Consider the following 16457-nt stretch of genomic DNA (forward strand, 5'->3'; position numbering starts at 1 on the left):
GACCTACACCACCCTCACCCGAGCAGCCTGATCAACAACACATGACACATCTATCGGGACTTCCCCTTGACACATGTCTCGGGACACGACAGTCATGGCGTGACGAAAAGTGTCCAAGATCTGCGGGTCGGCGGGGTGCGGCCGAGACCGGGCTGCACGTCGGCCTTTCCGGACCGTTCAATCTGGCCCGAGGCGCCGACGGTGGTTGGGTGGGGCACATGGAGTCATCAGATTGACGGTCTCGTGGTCGATGGCGACCATGAGGTGGCTACGCTGCTGGCGCGTTGGGAGATGATCAGAAACGCTGCGTTGTCTCGCCGCCAGTCGATCGAACTGATGAAGGAAGTTGTGACCTCATGGACCTGATCGGCGCGCTCTGGCGCACGTCCAGCCGTAGCGGCAACGGAGAGTGCGTCGAGGTGGCGGACAATCTGCCGGGGGTCGTGGGGGTGCGGGACAGCAAGGACCCGGCCGGTCCGGTGCTGGTGTTCGCGCCCGCCGCGTGGCGGGCGTTCGTGGCCGTCGCCCGTCAGCCGACTGCCTGAGCCGGGAGGTCCTGATGCCGCAGCACGACCCGTCCGGCGACGACCCGGACATGCCCCCCAATCCCCGGCCGCCGAAGACGCCACAGCCGGCTGAGGCTCCGCCGCCGGTGCCGGTTCCCGTCCCGGGGGTCGACCTGGACGAGCCGCCGGCGGTCCCGTCCGGGAAGTTCGGCACACCCGGGCGGCCACTGCGCCGCAGCAGCTTCCTGCTCGGCTTCACCGGTGCGCTGGGCGTGCTGCTGGCGTACACCCTCTATCTGGGGATTCGCAATGCCGGCGGCATCCTCGTGCTGGTGGTGATCGCGCTCTTCCTCGCGGTCGGCCTCAACCCGGCGGTGGTCCGACTGCGCCGCTGGGGTGTGCCGCACGGCCTGGCGGTGGCGGCGGTCGCCCTGACGGTGGTGCTGCTGCTCTGCGGCGGCATCGTGGCGCTGGTCCCACCGATCATCACGCAGTCGGGGCAGTTCATCGACCAGATCCCGAGCCTGCTCGACGAGTTGCGCCGCAACCCGACGGTCAATGACCTGGTGGAGCGGTACGACGTGGTGGAGCGGGTGCAGGGCGCGGCCAACGCGGAGACGGTCGGACGGGCGCTCGGCGGGGTGCTGGGCGGCGCGCAACTGATCTTCGGCACGGTGTTCCGGACGCTGACCGTGCTGGTGCTGACCATCTACTTCCTGGCGTACTTCGACAAGCTGCGCTCGCTGGGCTACTCGTTGGTGCCCCGGTCGCGGCGGCAGCGGGTGCAGCTGATCGGCGACGAGATCCTGGCCAAGGTGGGCTCGTACATGGTCGGCGCGCTGAGCATCGCGGTGCTGGCCGGCGCTACCACCTTCGTCTTCGCGCTGATCGTCGACCTGCCGTACCCGTTCGCGCTGGCCGTGGTGGTCGCGGTGACCGACCTGATCCCGCAGATCGGCGCCACCCTGGGCGCGGTGATCGTGAGCCTGGTCGGCTTCGCCGCCGACCTGCCCACCGGCATCGCCTGCGCGGTCTTCTTCCTCATCTACCAGCAGGTGGAGAACTACCTCGTCTACCCGAAGGTGATGCGGCGTTCGGTGGAGGTCAACGAGGTGGCCGCCCTGCTGGCCGCGCTGCTCGGAGTGGCGCTGCTGGGTGTGGTGGGCGCGCTGATCGCCATCCCCACGGTGGCCGCGCTGCAACTGATCCTGCGCGAGGTGGTGCTGCCCCGCCAGGAGCGCCGCTGAGCGTCAGCCCGCCTGACCGGCGGCCGGGCCCTCGGGCCCTCTGGTCAGTCCGCCTTGGTGGAGGCCGGGCCGGGCACGGGGGTGTCGGCGAAGGCGGCCACCGTCCGGTCGGCGTACGCGCTGACGTCGCCGGACTCCATCGGGCCGTCCCAGGTTGTCGGAAGCGGCACCTCGACGGCCGGGTTGACCCGCCGGACGATCTCGTCGAGCACCGTCTCCGCGTCGCCCACCCACAGGTGCTTGGCGCCCGGCACCCCGACCACCTCGGCCTGGGGCACGGCGGCGAACCGCTCCCGCGCCTCGGTGGGGCGCAGGTAGTCGTCGAACTCCGGCACCAAGGCCACCAACGGCCGACCCGAGTTGGCCCAGGTGGTCAGGTCCTCGGGGGCGGAGAAGCGCAGCGGCGGGGAGAGCAGGATCGCCCCGGCGATCGCCGGGTCGCAGCCGTACTTCAGCGCCAGGTCGGTGCCGAACGACCAACCGACGAGCCAGATGTTGGGCAGCTCGGCGAACTCCGCGTACTCGATGGCGGCGGCCACGTCGTACCGCTCGCCCACCGCGCCGTCGAAGGCTCCCTCGCTGGTGCCGCGCACGCTGCTGGTGCCCCGGGTGTTGAACCGCAGCACCGCCAGGTCGGCCAGCGCGGGCAACCGCCAGGCCGCCTTGCGGAACACGTGGCTGTCCATCATTCCGCCGTGGGTCGGTAGCGGGTGCAGGCAGACCAGGGTGGCCACCGGCGGCCGGTCGGCCGGCAGGGCCAGCTCACCGACCAGCCGAAGACCGTCGGCGGTGTGCAGCTCGATGTCCTCCCGGCGGCCGGGGAGGATCGACGACGCGCGGATCGCTGTGCTCACCGCCCAAGTCTGTCGCGAAGTCGCCGCCGCCGCCCGCCCAGGCACGAACAGGGTGACCCAGGTCGCTATCGGGCAGGCTCCCGAGCCCTTACCCGGGCGGTCGGCTCACCCCGGGCACGGCAGCGCCCCGGGGCAGTCGGCTCGGTCCAGCGTGGCAGCGCCCCGGGCCCGGTCGTTCAGTAGCGCGGGGAGCTCCGGCCCCGCTGCACCGCCGGGCCGCGCCGCTCCCGGGCCCGCCAGCAACCGCTGTGCCAGTGCCGCCGGTCGGTCAGGTCACCCAGGCCGTCCGCCGGCCAGGCGACCAGGTGCGCCACCCCCGGTGGGATCTCCTGGTTGCAACCGGGGCAGCGGTACGTCTTGACCGACGCCCCGGCGCCGATGCCGCGTACCTGCCAGGCACCGTCGGTCCACTGCTGGACCGAGGCGACGCCCTGCCGGACGCGGTCGGCGTCCAGGTTGGCGTTGTCGTCCCGGCGAGGGCGATTGCGACGGGGGCTCACAGTCACCAAGGTTACGGTCACTCCCAGCTGGCCGGCTCGCCAAGGTCGTCGGCGACCCGGAGCCCGCCGATGACCGTGCTGACCTCGGCGTCCGTGGGCGACCGTTCCCAGCGGTTCTCGTACCCCAGAGACAGCAGGGTGTTCGGAATTCCGAGCACGTGCCAGAAGTCGCCCATGTCGAACACCGGCCGGCCGGCGATCTCGCGGTTGGCCTTGGCCTTGGCCCGGTCGGGCGAGGATGGGCGCGGTGAGTAGTCGAGCCGTACCGGCAAGGTCGCCGCGCCCTTGAGAGCGACTGTCAACGCCGCCTCGGTGTGATCCGAGGCCACGAAGGGCATCTGCGTAGGCGTCGTGGTTCCCGCCACATTCACCACGCGGGGCCAGAACAGTTGCCGCACCGCCACGTCGCACGCGCTGATCCGGGCACCCGGGGGCAAGGCGGTCAGTTGTATCGGCGCGACACAGCGGCGGGCTTCGTCGAACCGAAGCGCCGCCGCCGCCCGGCGGACCTCGGCGCTGGTCTCCCCGAGAGCCGCGACCCGGACGTACAGGCCCGGAACGGGCTGCCAGCGCAGCACCCAACCCTTCGCGACCCTGTCGAGCTGACGTATCACCCCGTTGTACCTCGATGCGGCATCGACGTCCCGGCGGGGCGGGGCGAGATCCCTGTCGCCGGTGACGGTGGCCTTGTCGGGGCCGATGTCACGAAGCTGGCTCGGGTCACCGGTCTCGACCGTCCGTGGGTCAGCGGCAACGATCACCATCGCCTGCACGCCGCCACCCAGGTCCACTCGCATGCTCTCGACCTGGCCCGCGGAGCGCCAGGCGACCGGCTCCGCCGCTGTCGGATCGACCCCGAAGTGCAGCACCTGTGGGTCCGTGCCGATCAGGGCTGGGCGCTCCGCTGCCCCCGGCACCCCCGGTGCCCGGGGCGGCGTGACCACGACCGGGCTGGGTGTCACGGCCGGCTGGGGAGGCGCAGCCGACGGCGTACGCACTGCCACACCGGCCCCGAGCAGCACCGCGACGCCGAGCGCCGCCCCGATGACGGCGCGCCGTCGCCGCCGACGGGCCCGTCCCCCGTTCACCGCCGCCTTCAAGAGGCTGTCGGTGTCCACGGGCCCGTCGGCCTGCTCACGGAGTGCCCGTGCGATCCGCTCGTCGAGGTCGGTCACGGCCGGCTCCCGTTCGTCGTGGGAACGCCGTGGCGCTCCCGCAGCTGGCTGAGCGCCCGCATCGCGTGGGTGCGGACGGTGACCGGGGAACAGCCGAGAATCTGGGCGATACTCGAGTCGTCGAGGTCCTCGTAGTAGCGCAGCACGAGCACCGCGCGCTGCCGGTCGGGCAGGCCGAGGATCAGCCGCCACATCTCGTCCCGGTCGGCCGCATCGCCACCCAGGTCCCCGCGCCCCGGCCGGTCGGAGAACTCGGCCGTGGCCAACTCCCGGCTGGACCGGCGGCGCCACCAGGAGGTGTTGGCGTTGACGATCATCCGGCGCACGTAGACGTCCGGGTGGTCGGCACGGGAGATTTTCCGCCAGTGCACGTACGCGCGCGCCAACACGTCCTGGGTGAGGTCCTCGGCCCGGTGTTCGTCACCGGTCAGCAGTCGGGCCAGCCGGACGAGCGCCGGCCCGCGACTGCTGACGTATTCCTCGAAGGTCACACCACTCAGACGCCGTCACCGGCGCGCACTGTTGACACCGCTCAGCGGTGCGAGTGGTCGCGGAAGCCGCGGCGGGTCTTGCGGCCCAGGTAGCCGGCGGTGACCAGGTGCTCCAGCAGCGGCGCGGGCGCGAAGCCCGGCTCACGCAGTTCCAGGTACAGCTCGCGCTGGATGGCCAGGGAGACGTCCAGCCCGACCACGTCGAGCAGCTCGAACGGGCCCATCGGGTAGCCGCAGCCCAACTTCATGGCGTGGTCGATGTCGTCGGCCGTCGAGTAGCTGGCCTCCAGCATCTTCACCGCGTCGTTCAGGTACGGGAAGAGCAGCGCGTTGACGATGAAGCCGGACCGGTCGCCGCAGACCACGCCGGTCTTGCCGAGCGCGGCGCAGACGGCGCGGGCGGTGGCGGTGGCCTCCGGGGAGGTGCGGATGGTGCGGACGACCTCGACCAACGGCATGACCGGGGCCGGGTTGAAGAAGTGCAGCCCCACCACGTCGGCCGGACGCTGGGTGGCCATCGCCACGTCGATCACCGGCAGCGACGAGGTGGTGGTGGCCAGCACCACACCCGGCTTGCAGATCTCGTCGAGGCTGGCGAAGAGGGCCTTCTTGACGCTCAACTCCTCGACGACCGCCTCGACCACCAGGTCGACGTCGGCGAGATGGTCGAGCGTGGCGGACCAGCTGATCCGGCCCAGTGCGGCGTCCCGGTCGGCCTCGGTGAGCTTGCCGCGCACCACGCCCTTGTTGAGCGAGGTCTTCACCGCCTCGCAGACCTTCGCGGACTTCTCCATGCCGCGGGTGACCGAGACGACCTCGTAGCCGGCCTTCGCGAAGACCTCGATGATCCCGGTGGCCATCGTTCCGGAGCCGACCACGCCGACCTTCGCGATGGCGCGCGCGCCGTCGGCGAGCGCGGCGTCGGTGGCCGGCGGCGTCGCCCCATCCGGTACGACCACCGGGGAGCCGGGCCGCTCGTAGGTGTAGAAGCCCCGGCCGGACTTCCGGCCGAGCAGCCCCGCCGTCACCATCTGCTTGAGCAGCGGCACCGGGGCGTGGCGGCGGTCCCGCCCGCCGCGCCGGTACATGGTGTCAAGGATCTCGTACGCGGTGTCCAGGCCGATCAGGTCCATCAACGCCAGCGGGCCCATCGGCAGGCCGCAGCCGAGCTTCATAGCGGCGTCGATGTCCTCCCGGGTCGCGTAGTGCGACTCGAACATGCTGACCGCGTGGTTGAGATAGCCGAAGAGCAGCGCGTTGGCGATGAAGCCGGCCCGGTCGTTGATGGTGACGTCGACCTTGCCGAGCCGGGCGCAGAGCGCCTCGACGTCGGCGACCACCTCGGGTGCGGTGACGACGGTGCGGACCACCTCGACCAGCTTCATCACCGGGGCCGGGTTGAAGAAGTGGATGCCGATCACCTGGTTGGGTCGGCTGGTGGCGACCGAGATCTCGGTGACGCTCAACGACGAGGTGTTGGTGGCGAGGATCGTCTCCGGTCGGCAGACCCGGTCCAGCTCCGCGAAGATCCGCTGCTTGAGGTCGAGGTGCTCGGGCACCGCCTCGATGACCAGGTCGACGGAGTGCAGCGCGTCCAGCCCGACAGCGAAGTGCACCCGCTCGTGCAGGGCGTCGCGGTCCGCCTCGGCGAGCTTGCCCTTGGCGACCGCCCGGTCGGTGGAGCCCTTCAGGGTGGCCCGGCCGCGCTCCAGCGCCGGTGCCGAGATTTCCACTGCCACCACGTCGATGCCGTTGCGGGCGAAGACCTCGACGATGCCGGCACCCATGGTGCCCAGCCCCACCACACCAACGGTGCTGAACTCGCGCGCCACGACCGGCCTCCCCAGGACTCCGCACGGCCACTGAACGGCCGCTAAGGTTATGCGCGCGAGTCTGCCACGTGACGGTGAGTTGTCGAGACGCCGTGGCCTATGTCACCCACGACCCAGCGGTGCCGCTACCCGGCCGCCACGCTGGTCAGAGCCAACAACTCCGCGACGAACTCCGCGGGGCGCTCCAGGTGCGGGCTGTGCCCGCAGCCGGGCAGCACCACCTCGTGGTACGCGCCGCCGGCCGCCGCGTACCGGTCGAGCACCGCCCGGGTCTGGCCGACCATCGGCTGCGGTGGGCAGGCGTCCGCGCCGGGCCAGCCGGGCACGAGATCCAGCGAACCCAGGTACGCCAGGTCGAAGAGCGAGGTGTCCGAGACGATGACGTCGACGTCTCCGCGTACCCAGGTGACCGGCGGTTTCTCGGCGACGGCCACCAGCTCGTCGGCGAGCCGGAACCAGGTCGGCGCCAGCGCGTTGAGCACCCCGCGCTCCCCCGGCGCGGTGCCCGGCCAGTTCTCCGACGGCACTGCCGTGCCCGGGTAGTTGTCGTCGCCGGTGGCGGTGGAGAGCACTGTGTCCAGCAGCAGTTCCTCATCGGTGCCCAGCGAGGCGGGGTCGGCCACGTAGGTGGCTCGCAGCACGGCGCGCGGGCTGGCCGGCGCGTCAGTGCTCCGGTCACCGGCCGCCAGGCGGGCGACGAAGTCCCGGTTCGCCGTGCCGGCGCCGGTGCCGGCGAAGTCGGGGGTGGTCGGCGTGCCGGTCAGGTCCCGGGTGCCGCCGAAACCGTACGGGGAGACCGGCGCGGCGAGCAGCAACGCCCCCACCCGGTGCGGATGGTCGACCAGCAGGCGCATCGCCACCCCGCCGCCGAGGGAGTGCCCGACCACCACCGGTCGCGCGTCGGTGTCGAAGAGCGTCGGGTCGTCCAGCAGTGCGGCCACGTCGTCGGCGAAGTCCCGCAGGCCCCGGGTGGCGTCGACCGGGGCGGTCGCGGTGTCGCCGTACCCCCGCAGGTCGGGGGCGACCACCCGCAGCGTCGGCGGCAGACGGCGGACCAGCGGCTCCCAGAACAGCGCGGACGAGCAGTTGCCGTGGATGAGCAGCACCGGCGTGCCGTCCGGCGGGCCGGCCACCCGTACCGCCTGAGTGATGCCGTTCGCCGTCACGGTCCGCTGCTCGGTCTCCATCCGCGGCATGGTGCCACGGGTGTCCCCGTCGGTCCAGGTGTCGGACCGCCACCCAACGGGCCTACCCGGTGTGGCAGGCCGCCAGGCGATCAGCGACGCGAGCCCGGCGGCGCGGCCAGCGGCAGCGGCAGCGTCGGTCGGACGTCGCGTCGGGATGGGCCGAAGCTGAGCCCCACCGGGTCGGTGAGCGCCACCCCTGGGTCGAACAGGCGCAGTTCGGTACGGCCCAGCCGGATCACGTCACCGTCGGAGAGTCGTTCCACCTCGGTGATCCGCCGGTCGTTGAGCCAGGTGCCGTTGGTGGAGCCCAGGTCCCGCAGGGACGGGCCCTCCGGTGCCAGCCACACCTCGGCGTGGCGACGGCTCAGGTGTGGGTCGTTGATGACAACCTGACCGGTCGGCGCTCGGCCGATCACCTGTATCTCGGCTCGCATGCGAAAGCTCGCGCCGCGCATCGGTCCACCCGCGACCGTCAACAGCGGCATCAGTTCCGGATGTTCCTCCATGGACAGTCAGCCCTCCACCCCACACCGTCACTCCGCGCGTCAGCTTGCCATCAGACGGTAGTCGTCAATACCGACCGGCCGGTCAGCCTCTCGTCACCTCCCGGCCACCTGCCGTTCGACGATTCGGGCGGGCCATTTCCGATACCAACGCCCTGACCTGCACTGATCAACGATCGGTCGGGTTGGTGCGACGCCGCTCCCCCAGCCTCGAATCGGGCACCCTACCGGTGAGTAATCCTCGGGTCTAGACTTCCGCCATGACGGCAGTGCATATCCCGGGCGTTCCGGTCATCGATGCGGGTCAGTTGGTCTCCACCAGCCCGGCGACCGGCGCTGAGGCCGGACGCCTCACGGTCGCCACCGACGCCGACGTGCGGCAGGCCGTCGACCGCGCCCGCGCCGCCGGCGAATGGTGGGCCGGCCTCGGCTTCACCGGCCGCCGCCAGCGGATGCTGCGCTGGCGCGCCCTGCTCGCCAAGCGCATCGAGCAGCTGGCCGAGTTGGTGCACGTCGAGGGCGGAAAGCCGATCGCCGACGCCATCGTCGAGATCGTCACCGCGATCGAGCACATCGACTGGGCCGCCCGCAACGCCGGCAGCGTGCTCGGTCCACGTCGGGTGCGGTCCCGGCTCATCCTGGCCGAGTTCTCCGGGCATCTCGAATATCAGCCCTACGGCGTGGTCGGCGTGATCGGGCCGTGGAACTATCCGGTCTTCACGCCGATCGGCTCCGCCGCGTACGCCCTCGCCGCCGGTAACGCCGTGGTGCTCAAGCCGAGCGAGTACACCCCTGCCGTCGGCCAGTGGCTGGTGGACAGCTTCGCCGAGGTGGTGCCCGAGCAGCCGGTCTTCACCGCCGTGCACGGGCTGGGCGACGTGGGCGCGGCGCTGTGCCGCTCCGGCGTCAACAAGCTGGCCTTCACCGGCTCCACCGCCACCGCCCGCAAGGTGATGGCCGCCTGCGCCGAGACGCTGACCCCGGTGCTCATCGAGGGCGGCGGCAAGGACGCCATGATCGTGGACAGCGACGCCGACCTCGACGCGGCCGCCGAGGCGTGCGTCTGGGGCGCCATGACAAACGCCGGCCAGACCTGCATCGGCATCGAGCGGGTGTACGCGGTCGACGCCGTCTTCGACGCCTTCGTCGACAAGGTGGTGAGCCGCGCCGGTCGGCTGACGGTCGGGCCGGAGGGCACCGACATCGGCCCGATCACCATGCCCAAGCAGATCGACGTGATCCGTCGGCACATCGACGCCGCGATCACGTCCGGCGGACGCGCCGTGCTCGGCGGCCCGAGCGCCGTACAGCCGCCGTACGTCCACCCCACCGTGCTGGTGGACGTTCCGGAGGAGTCGGCCGCCGTCCGCGAGGAGACTTTCGGTCCCACGTTGACCATCAGCCGGGTCCGCGACGCCGACGAGGCCCTCACCCGCGCCAACGCCCTGTCGTACGGCCTCGGGGGTTCGGTCTTCGGCCGGCGGCGCGCGGTGGCCATCGCCCGGCGACTGCGCTCCGGGATGGCGTCGATCAACTCCACGTTGACCTTCGCCGGCATGTCCACCCTGCCGTTCGGCGGTGTCGGCGACTCCGGCTTCGGGCGGATCCACGGGGAGGACGGCCTGCGTGAGTTCGGTCGGGCCAAGGCGATCACCAGGCGTCGGGCCCGGTCGCTGCTGCCCTCGATGACCTTCGAGCGCACCCCGGCCGACGTGGCCCGACTCGTCAAGGCCATCAAGGTCATGTACGGCAGGTGAGTGTCAGATAACCGATCATCAACGAAGATCGGTGCATCCACATGTTTGGTCACTGTGGCCACGGCGGTACATTGCGTTAGATGGGCCCCAATCGATTGCGCTACCGCCTTGTCGACAGTGACCAGTCGTGGAGCGCCCGACGGCGTCGGCACCGCTCGGACTGGCTGGCGCGCACCTTTCCCGAGATCGGCGACATGCACGTGGTCGACCTCGGTGGTCGGCTCGGCACCTGGCACCGCGCCACCGTCCGACCGGCCCGGGTGACAGTCGTCAACCTGGAGCAGCCGCCCGCTGTCGTCCCGGATTGGGCCCACGTCGAGCAGGCCGATGCCTGCGACCTGCCCTCGCACCTCACCAAGGGCGGCTACGACCTGGTCTTCTCGAACTCCGTGCTGGAGCATGTGGGCGGGCACGAACGCCGGATCCGCTTCGCCGCCGCCGTCCGCTCACTGGCTGACCGGCACTGGGTGCAGACGCCCTACCGCTACTTCCCCATCGAGCCACACTGGATCGCGCCCGGCATGCAGTTCCTGCCGGTACGACTGCGCACCGCGTTCGCCCGACGCTGGCCGTTGGGGCACAAGCCGACCCGCAGCCACGACGCCGCCATCCACCAGGTGCTCTGGACCGAGCTGTTGGACCGCTCGCAGATGCGTCACTACTTCCCCGACTCGACAATGCTTGTGGAGCGGGTGTTCGGTCTGCCGAAGTCGCTGATCGCGGTGCGCACCGGGTAGTACGCCGGTCAGAAGAGGGTCAGCTCGTCCTTCACGATGCCGCGCAGCTTGTCGTAGTCCACGACCACACACCTGATGCCCCGGTCGGTGGCGAGCACCCGGGCCTGCGGCTTGATCTCCTGGGCGGCGAAGACCCCGACGACCGGGCTGAGCAGCGGGTCACGGTTCATCAGCTCGAGATAGCGGGTCAACTGCTCCACGCCGTCGATGTCGCCACGTCGCTTGACCTCGACGGCCACCGAGCCCGAGTTGGCGTCGCGGCACAGCAGGTCGACCGGGCCGATGGCCGTCATGTACTCACGGCGGACCAGCGTGAACCCCTCGCCCAGGGTGCCCGGGTTGGCGGCCAGCAACTCCTGTAGGTGCGCCTCCACCCCGTCCTTGCGCAGGCCCGGATCCACACCCAACTCGTACGAGGTGTCCTGGAAGATCTCCTCCAGGGTGATCCGCAGCTCCTCGCCAGCCTTGTTGACGACCCGCCACACACCGGGGGCCTCCTCCAACCGACACGGCGGGCTCATCCAGTTCAACGGCTTGTAGGCCCGGTCGTCGGCGTGAATGGACACCGACCCGTCCGCCTTCACCATCAGCAACCGGGTGGCCAGCGGCAGGTGAGCCGAGAGCCGTCCGACGTAATCAACCGAGCACTTCGCAATGACCAACCGCACCCGACGAGGGTAGCCGAGCACCCACCGGTCGCCAGCGAGCGGCACTGGCGCGTCGATGCGATGCTGAGACCGTGTTCGAAGTCCTCACCGGCACCGGTCTCGCCGCATCGGCGGGGCTCAACGCCTACATACCCCTGCTCATCCTCGGCCTACTCGGCCGTTACACCGACCTGATCGACCTGCCCAGCGGCTGGACCTGGCTCGGCAACGGCTGGGTCATCGCCATCATGGCCGTGCTGCTCGCCGTGGAGATGGTGGCGGACAAGGTGCCAGTGGTCGACCACATCAACGACGTGGTGCAGACCGTGGTCCGACCCACCGCCGGTGGCCTGGCCTTCGGTGCCGGCTCCTCGTCGGAGACGGTGACGGTCAGCGACCCGGGGAGCTTCTTCTCGTCGCACCAGTGGGTGCCGGTCGTCACCGGCGTGCTGCTGGCGTTGGGCGTGCATCTGCTCAAGTCCGCGGCCCGGCCCGTGATCAACGCGACCACCGCCGGAATCGGCGCTCCGGTCGCCAGCACCGCCGAGGACGCCACCAGCGTGGTGGTCTCCCTGGTGGCGATCATCCTGCCGGTGCTGGTGCTCGTCGCCCTGGTCGGCCTGGCGTTCTTCGCCTTCTGGTTCTTCCGTCGTCGGTCTGATCGACGCCGCGAACGGGAGGCCGCCCGCGCCGCCGGCTTCCGCGTCTGACGTGTGATCGGCGGCCCGCTATACCAGGGCTGCACGGGGCGACAAAAGCCTAGTATCGGGGCAAGAGCCCAGAGGAGGTCGGCATGACCGCAGCGTTGGAGATGCCCCGAGTCCAGGAATGCGTGGTCGCCGCATGCGCGTACAACCAGTCGGGTGACTGCCACGCCTTCGCGATCACCATCGGCAGCATGGATCACGCCCACTGCCACACCTTCGTCGAGTCGCCCGTCCGGGGTGGCGTGGAGAGCCTGATCGCGCAGGTGGGGGCCTGCCAGCGCGCCGACTGCCGGCACAACGAGCAGTTGGAGTGCCACGCGTCGTCGATCAGGGTCGGCCCGGACAACGACATGGCGGACTGCATGACCTACACCGGCCGCTGACCCACGCCGGGCCGACGACCTGCCCGAGACGGCCCTTCGTTCAGGGCAGGTCGTTGGCGCGACGGATGACGGTCACCAGGTCGTCGATGATGCCGGTGAGGGCGAAGTCCTTCGGGGTGAAGACCCGGGCGACCCCGGCCGCGCGGAGGGTTTCCGCGTCACCGGCCGGGATGATGCCGCCCACCACCACCGGCAGGTCGGCCCGGCCGGCGGCGCGCAGCCCGTCGAGCACCGCCGGCACGGCGGCCAGGTGCGACCCGGAGAGCACGGAGAGCCCGACCAGATCGACGTCCTCCTCGACAGCGGCGGCGACGATCTGCCCCGGGGTCAACCGGATGCCCTGGTAGACGACCTCGAAGCCGGCGTCACGGGCGCGTACCGCGATCTGCTCCGCGCCGTTGGAGTGCCCGTCCAGGCCGGGTTTGCCGACCAGCAGCCGCAGCCGGCCACTGCCCAGCTCCCGTGCCGTCGCGGCGACCCGCTCGCGGACCGCCGCGAGGCCCGGCTCCCCGCCGCCGCCGGTAGCTCCGGCCAGCCCGGTCGGCGCCCGGTACTCGCCGAACACCTGGCGCAGCGCGCCGGCCCACTCGCCGGTGGTCACCCCGGCCCGCACGCACTCCACTGTGGCCGGCATCAGGTTGACGGTGGTCGCGGCGTCCGCGCGCAGCCGGGCCAGCGCCGCGTCGACGACGGCCGCGTCCCGGTCGGACCGCCACCGGCGTACGCCGTCCACGGCGGCCGCCTCGACCGCGGGGTCGACCTGCTCGACGGAGCCCGCGCCGGCAGCGGTCAGCGGGGAGGGTTCGGTAGCGGTGTACCGGTTGACCCCGACCACCACGTCGGCACCGGACTCCATCCGCCGACGCCGCTCGGCGAGTGACGCGACCAGCGCGCTCTTGAGGTAGCCGGTCTCCACCGCGGCGACGACGCCGCCCAGCTTGAGCACCGCGCCCAGCTCGGCCCGTGCCCCGGTGACGATCTCGTCGACGAGTGCGGTCATCACGTGCGAGCCGGCGAAGAGGTCGGGATATTCGAGCAGGTCCGACTCGTACGCCAGGACCTGCTGCATCCGCAGCGACCACTGCTGGTCCCACGGTCGGGGCAGGCCGAGCGCCTCGTTCCAGGCGGGCAGTTGGACGGCGCGGGCCCGTGCGTCGCGGGACATCGTCACGCCGAGCATCTCCAGCACGATGCGCTGGATGTTGTTCTCCGGCTGCGCCTCGGTCAGGCCGAGCGAGTTGACCTGCACGCCGTAGCGGAACCGCCGAAGTCTTGCGTCGGTGACCCCGTACCGGTCCCGGGTGATCTCGTCCCAGAGCACGCCGAACGCGCGCATCTTGGCGATCTCCTCGACGAAGCGCACCCCGGCGTTGACGAAGAACGAGATCCGCTGGACCACGTCACCCATCCGCTCGGCCGGCACCTGACCGGAGTCCCGGACCGCGTCGAGCACGGCGACGGCGGTGGCCAGCGCGAAGCCGACCTCCTGCACGGGCGTGGCGCCGGCCTCCTGGAGGTGGTACGAGCAGATGTTCACCGGGTTCCACCGGGGCATCTCGCGCAGCGTGTACGCCACCACGTCGGCGGTGAGCCGCAGCGACGCCGCCGGCGGGAAGATATAGGTGCCCCGGGACAGGTACTCCTTGATGATGTCGTTCTGGGTGGTGCCGGCGCAGCGGGCCAGGTCGGCGCCCTGTTCCAGCCCGACGGTGCCGTACAGGGCGAGCAGCCACATCGCCGGGGCGTTGATGGTCATCGAGGTGTTCGTCTCGGCGAGCGGGAGACCGTCGAAGAGCGCCCGCATGTCGCCGAGGTGAGCCACCGGCACGCCGACCCGTCCGACCTCGCCGGCGGCGAGTTCGTGGTCCGGGTCGTACCCGGTCTGGGTGGGCAGGTCGAAGGCGACCGAGAGGCCGGTCTGCCCCTTCGCCAGGTTGCGGCGGAAGAGCGCGTTCGTCGCCGCGGCCGACGAGTGGCCGGCGTAGGTGCGCATCACCCACGGGCGGTCCCGCTCGGGCAGTCGCCCCGGGAATGGCGTCTCATCCATGGCCGGAGTCTAAGTTACCGTTCAGTAAAAGGAGCTGTGGAAAACCACACAGGTCCATGTCGGGGACGTCCGGGTGCCAAGCCCCCGCTGTGGCGCGGACCGCCACACCCCGGGCACCCACCGGTTGCTGCCAGGACGCACACTTGACGTCATGGATGACGAGCTGGCCATCTCCGTCCGAGGGCTGCGCAAGGCGTACGGCGACAACGTGGCCGTGGCGAGCGTGGATCTCGACGTGCGCCGTGGCGAGGTGTTCGCGTTGCTCGGCCCGAACGGCGCCGGCAAGACCACCACGGTGGAGATCCTGGAGGGCTACCGGCACCGGGATGCCGGCGAGGTCTCCGTGCTCGGCGCGGACCCGGCCAACCCCGACGCCGACTGGCGTTCCCGGGTCGGCATCGTGCTCCAGGGCACCGGCGAGTTCGACGAGCTGACAGTGGCCGAGGTGATCCGACACTTCTCCGGCTTCTACCCCGGCGCCGACGACCCGGCAAAGGTGATCGAGCGGGTCGGGCTGGCCGACAAGGCGAAAGCCCGCACGCACACCCTCTCCGGCGGCCAGAAGCGCCGCCTGGACGTGGCCCTGGGCATCATCGGCCGCCCCGAGCTGCTCTTCCTCGACGAGCCGACTACAGGGTTCGACCCGGAGGCCCGCCGTGAGTTCTGGGAGCTGATCCGCGATCTCGCCGCGGCCGGCACCACGATCGTGCTCACCACCCACTACCTGGACGAGGCCGAGGCTCTCGCCGACCGGGTCGGCGTGATCGCCGGTGGCCGACTTGTCGAGGTCGCCGCGCCCAATCGGCTGGGCAATCGGCAGGAGGCCCTCGCCACGGTCTCCTGGCGTACCCCGGACGGGACGCTGGAACTTGCGCAGACCGCGACGCCGACGGCCCTCGTGGCCGACCTCGCCGCGCGTCACGGCGGCGAGGTCCCCGGCCTCACGGTGACCCGGCCGACCCTGGAGGACGTCTACCTCACCATGATCGGACACGCGCGATGACGACCACGACGAAGCCGGCGACGACGGTCACCGCGACCCGCGGCCGGCGGCCGGGTGCCGGCGCGCTCGCCCTGCGCCAGGGTCGACTGGAGATCACCCAGTTCCTGCGCAGCCGGGAGTCGGTGGTCTTCACCATGGGCTTCCCGATCATCATGATCCTGATCTTCGCGTCGATCTTCGACGGCACGATCGGCGGCGGGGTCAAGTTCACCCAGTACTTCATCACCGGCATGATCGCGACCGGCCTGATGACTGTGAGCTTCCAGAACCTGGGCATCTGGATCCCGATCGAGCGGGACCGGGGTGTGCTCAAGCGCTACCGGGGCACGCCGATGCCGAAGTGGGTCTGGTTCGCCGGCAAAGTGATCATGGTGGTGGCGATCGGGATCGCCGAGACGGCGCTGCTGCTGGCGTTCGCGGTGGCGCTGTTCGACCTCGACCTGCCCGGTACCGCCGCGAAGTGGCTCACCTTCGGCTGGGTCTCCGTGCTCGGCGTGACCGCGTGCACCCTGTGCGGCATTGCCATCTCGTCGCTGGCCCGCACCGCCCGCAGCGGCTCGGCGGTGGTCACCCCGGTGGCCCTGGTGCTCCAGTTCATCTCCGGGGTGTTCTTCGTCTTCACCGACCTGCCCACCTGGATGCAGCAGGTGGCGGCACTGTTCCCGCTCAAGTGGATGTGCCAGGGGCTGCGGTCGGTGTTCCTGCCGGAGAGCTTCGGCGCCCAGGAGCCGGGCGGCTCGTTCGAGCTGGGCCGGGTGGCAGTGGTGCTGGCCCTGTGGTGCGTGATCGGCGTGGTGCTCTGCCTGACCACCTTCCGCTGGACCACCAAGCGCGACGGCTGAGCGGCCGACCGGGGCGGGCGCCCGCCCCGGTCGCCACAA

17 protein-coding genes and 1 pseudogene are annotated in these 16457 nt (G+C 70.9%); 9 read left to right on the forward strand and 9 right to left on the reverse strand.

Annotated features, from left to right (window positions below; genetic code table 11):
- Positions 1-149 precede the first annotated feature (149 nt).
- From ABZU43_RS20270 to ABZU43_RS20280, 3 genes and pseudogenes are all read left to right on the forward strand, one after another.
- Positions 150-366, forward strand: a pseudogene (locus ABZU43_RS20270) (Scr1 family TA system antitoxin-like transcriptional regulator); the annotation flags it as partial.
- Complete coding sequence (locus ABZU43_RS20275; RefSeq protein ID WP_355008039.1) at positions 357-545, forward strand: DUF397 domain-containing protein; 189 nt, start codon at positions 357-359, stop codon at positions 543-545. The pseudogene ABZU43_RS20270 and the gene ABZU43_RS20275, both read left to right, overlap by 10 nt.
- A 14-nt stretch (positions 546-559) precedes the next feature.
- Entirely contained in the window at positions 560-1753 is a 1194-nt protein-coding gene (locus ABZU43_RS20280; protein ID WP_355008040.1) for an AI-2E family transporter, read from the forward strand.
- Positions 1754-1797: 44 nt separating this feature from the next.
- Here the strand turns inward: ABZU43_RS20280 and ABZU43_RS20285 are convergent, their stop codons facing one another.
- From ABZU43_RS20285 to ABZU43_RS20315, 7 genes are all read right to left on the reverse strand, one after another.
- Positions 1798-2607: an alpha/beta hydrolase gene (locus tag ABZU43_RS20285; protein ID WP_355008041.1), complete on the reverse strand. Its 810-nt coding sequence runs from the start codon at positions 2605-2607 to the stop codon at positions 1798-1800.
- A 176-nt stretch (positions 2608-2783) separates the two neighbouring features.
- Positions 2784-3113, reverse strand: a complete 330-nt coding sequence (locus ABZU43_RS20290) for a hypothetical protein (RefSeq protein WP_355008042.1) — start codon at positions 3111-3113, stop codon at positions 2784-2786.
- Positions 3114-3124: 11 nt separating this feature from the next.
- Positions 3125-4282, reverse strand: a complete 1158-nt coding sequence (locus tag ABZU43_RS20295; protein WP_355008043.1) for a hypothetical protein — start codon at positions 4280-4282, stop codon at positions 3125-3127.
- On the reverse strand, positions 4279-4773 hold the full coding sequence (locus ABZU43_RS20300; RefSeq protein WP_355008044.1) for a SigE family RNA polymerase sigma factor: 495 nt from the start codon (positions 4771-4773) through the stop codon (positions 4279-4281). The genes ABZU43_RS20295 and ABZU43_RS20300 overlap by 4 nt, the downstream gene beginning before the upstream one ends.
- Before the next feature lie 41 nt (positions 4774-4814).
- Positions 4815-6605: a 3-hydroxybutyryl-CoA dehydrogenase gene (locus tag ABZU43_RS20305; RefSeq protein WP_355008045.1), complete on the reverse strand. Its 1791-nt coding sequence runs from the start codon at positions 6603-6605 to the stop codon at positions 4815-4817.
- A 125-nt stretch (positions 6606-6730) separates the two neighbouring features.
- On the reverse strand, positions 6731-7792 hold the full coding sequence (locus tag ABZU43_RS20310; protein ID WP_355008046.1) for an alpha/beta hydrolase: 1062 nt from the start codon (positions 7790-7792) through the stop codon (positions 6731-6733).
- Between the two features lie 89 nt (positions 7793-7881).
- Complete coding sequence (locus ABZU43_RS20315) at positions 7882-8298, reverse strand: FHA domain-containing protein (protein ID WP_091405846.1); 417 nt, start codon at positions 8296-8298, stop codon at positions 7882-7884.
- A 257-nt stretch (positions 8299-8555) separates the two neighbouring features.
- Here ABZU43_RS20315 and ABZU43_RS20320 point away from each other — a divergent pair, with 257 nt between their 5' ends.
- Positions 8556-10052 carry an aldehyde dehydrogenase family protein gene (locus tag ABZU43_RS20320; RefSeq protein WP_355008047.1) on the forward strand — a complete coding sequence of 499 codons (1497 nt, stop codon included), beginning with the start codon at positions 8556-8558 and terminating at the stop codon, positions 10050-10052.
- An 80-nt stretch (positions 10053-10132) separates the two neighbouring features.
- The gene (locus ABZU43_RS20325) at positions 10133-10789 is read left to right on the forward strand and encodes a class I SAM-dependent methyltransferase (RefSeq protein WP_355008048.1); all 657 of its coding nucleotides are present in this window, start codon (positions 10133-10135) and stop codon (positions 10787-10789) included.
- A gap of 8 nt (positions 10790-10797) precedes the next feature.
- On the opposite strand, the gene nucS is transcribed toward ABZU43_RS20325, so the two are convergent.
- A complete protein-coding gene (nucS, locus tag ABZU43_RS20330; RefSeq protein WP_354943221.1) occupies positions 10798-11457 on the reverse strand; it encodes an endonuclease NucS in 660 nt (219 codons plus the stop codon).
- Between the two features lie 71 nt (positions 11458-11528).
- Here nucS and ABZU43_RS20335 point away from each other — a divergent pair, with 71 nt between their 5' ends.
- Both ABZU43_RS20335 and ABZU43_RS20340 read left to right on the forward strand, forming a co-directional pair.
- Entirely contained in the window at positions 11529-12146 is a 618-nt protein-coding gene (locus ABZU43_RS20335; protein WP_355008049.1) for a DUF4126 domain-containing protein, read from the forward strand.
- Between the two features lie 83 nt (positions 12147-12229).
- A complete protein-coding gene (locus ABZU43_RS20340; RefSeq protein WP_355008050.1) occupies positions 12230-12526 on the forward strand; it encodes a DUF1540 domain-containing protein in 297 nt (98 codons plus the stop codon).
- Positions 12527-12566: 40 nt separating this feature from the next.
- Here ABZU43_RS20340 and ABZU43_RS20345 read toward each other — a convergent pair whose 3' ends face one another.
- Positions 12567-14573, reverse strand: a complete 2007-nt coding sequence (locus ABZU43_RS20345) for a protein meaA (protein WP_355008051.1) — start codon at positions 14571-14573, stop codon at positions 12567-12569.
- A 151-nt stretch (positions 14574-14724) separates the two neighbouring features.
- On the opposite strand from ABZU43_RS20345, the gene ABZU43_RS20350 reads away from it, so the two are divergent.
- Both ABZU43_RS20350 and ABZU43_RS20355 read left to right on the forward strand, forming a co-directional pair.
- Positions 14725-15576, forward strand: a complete 852-nt coding sequence (locus ABZU43_RS20350) for an ABC transporter ATP-binding protein (RefSeq protein WP_355008052.1) — start codon at positions 14725-14727, stop codon at positions 15574-15576.
- Positions 15573-16418, forward strand: coding sequence for an ABC transporter permease (locus ABZU43_RS20355; protein WP_355008053.1), 846 nt, complete (start codon positions 15573-15575; stop codon positions 16416-16418). The genes ABZU43_RS20350 and ABZU43_RS20355 overlap by 4 nt, the downstream gene beginning before the upstream one ends.
- Positions 16419-16457: the final 39 nt, after the last annotated feature.

The sequence above is a fragment of the Micromonospora sp. NPDC005205 genome, assembly GCF_040608275.1.
Taxonomy (GTDB): domain Bacteria; phylum Actinomycetota; class Actinomycetes; order Mycobacteriales; family Micromonosporaceae; genus Micromonospora.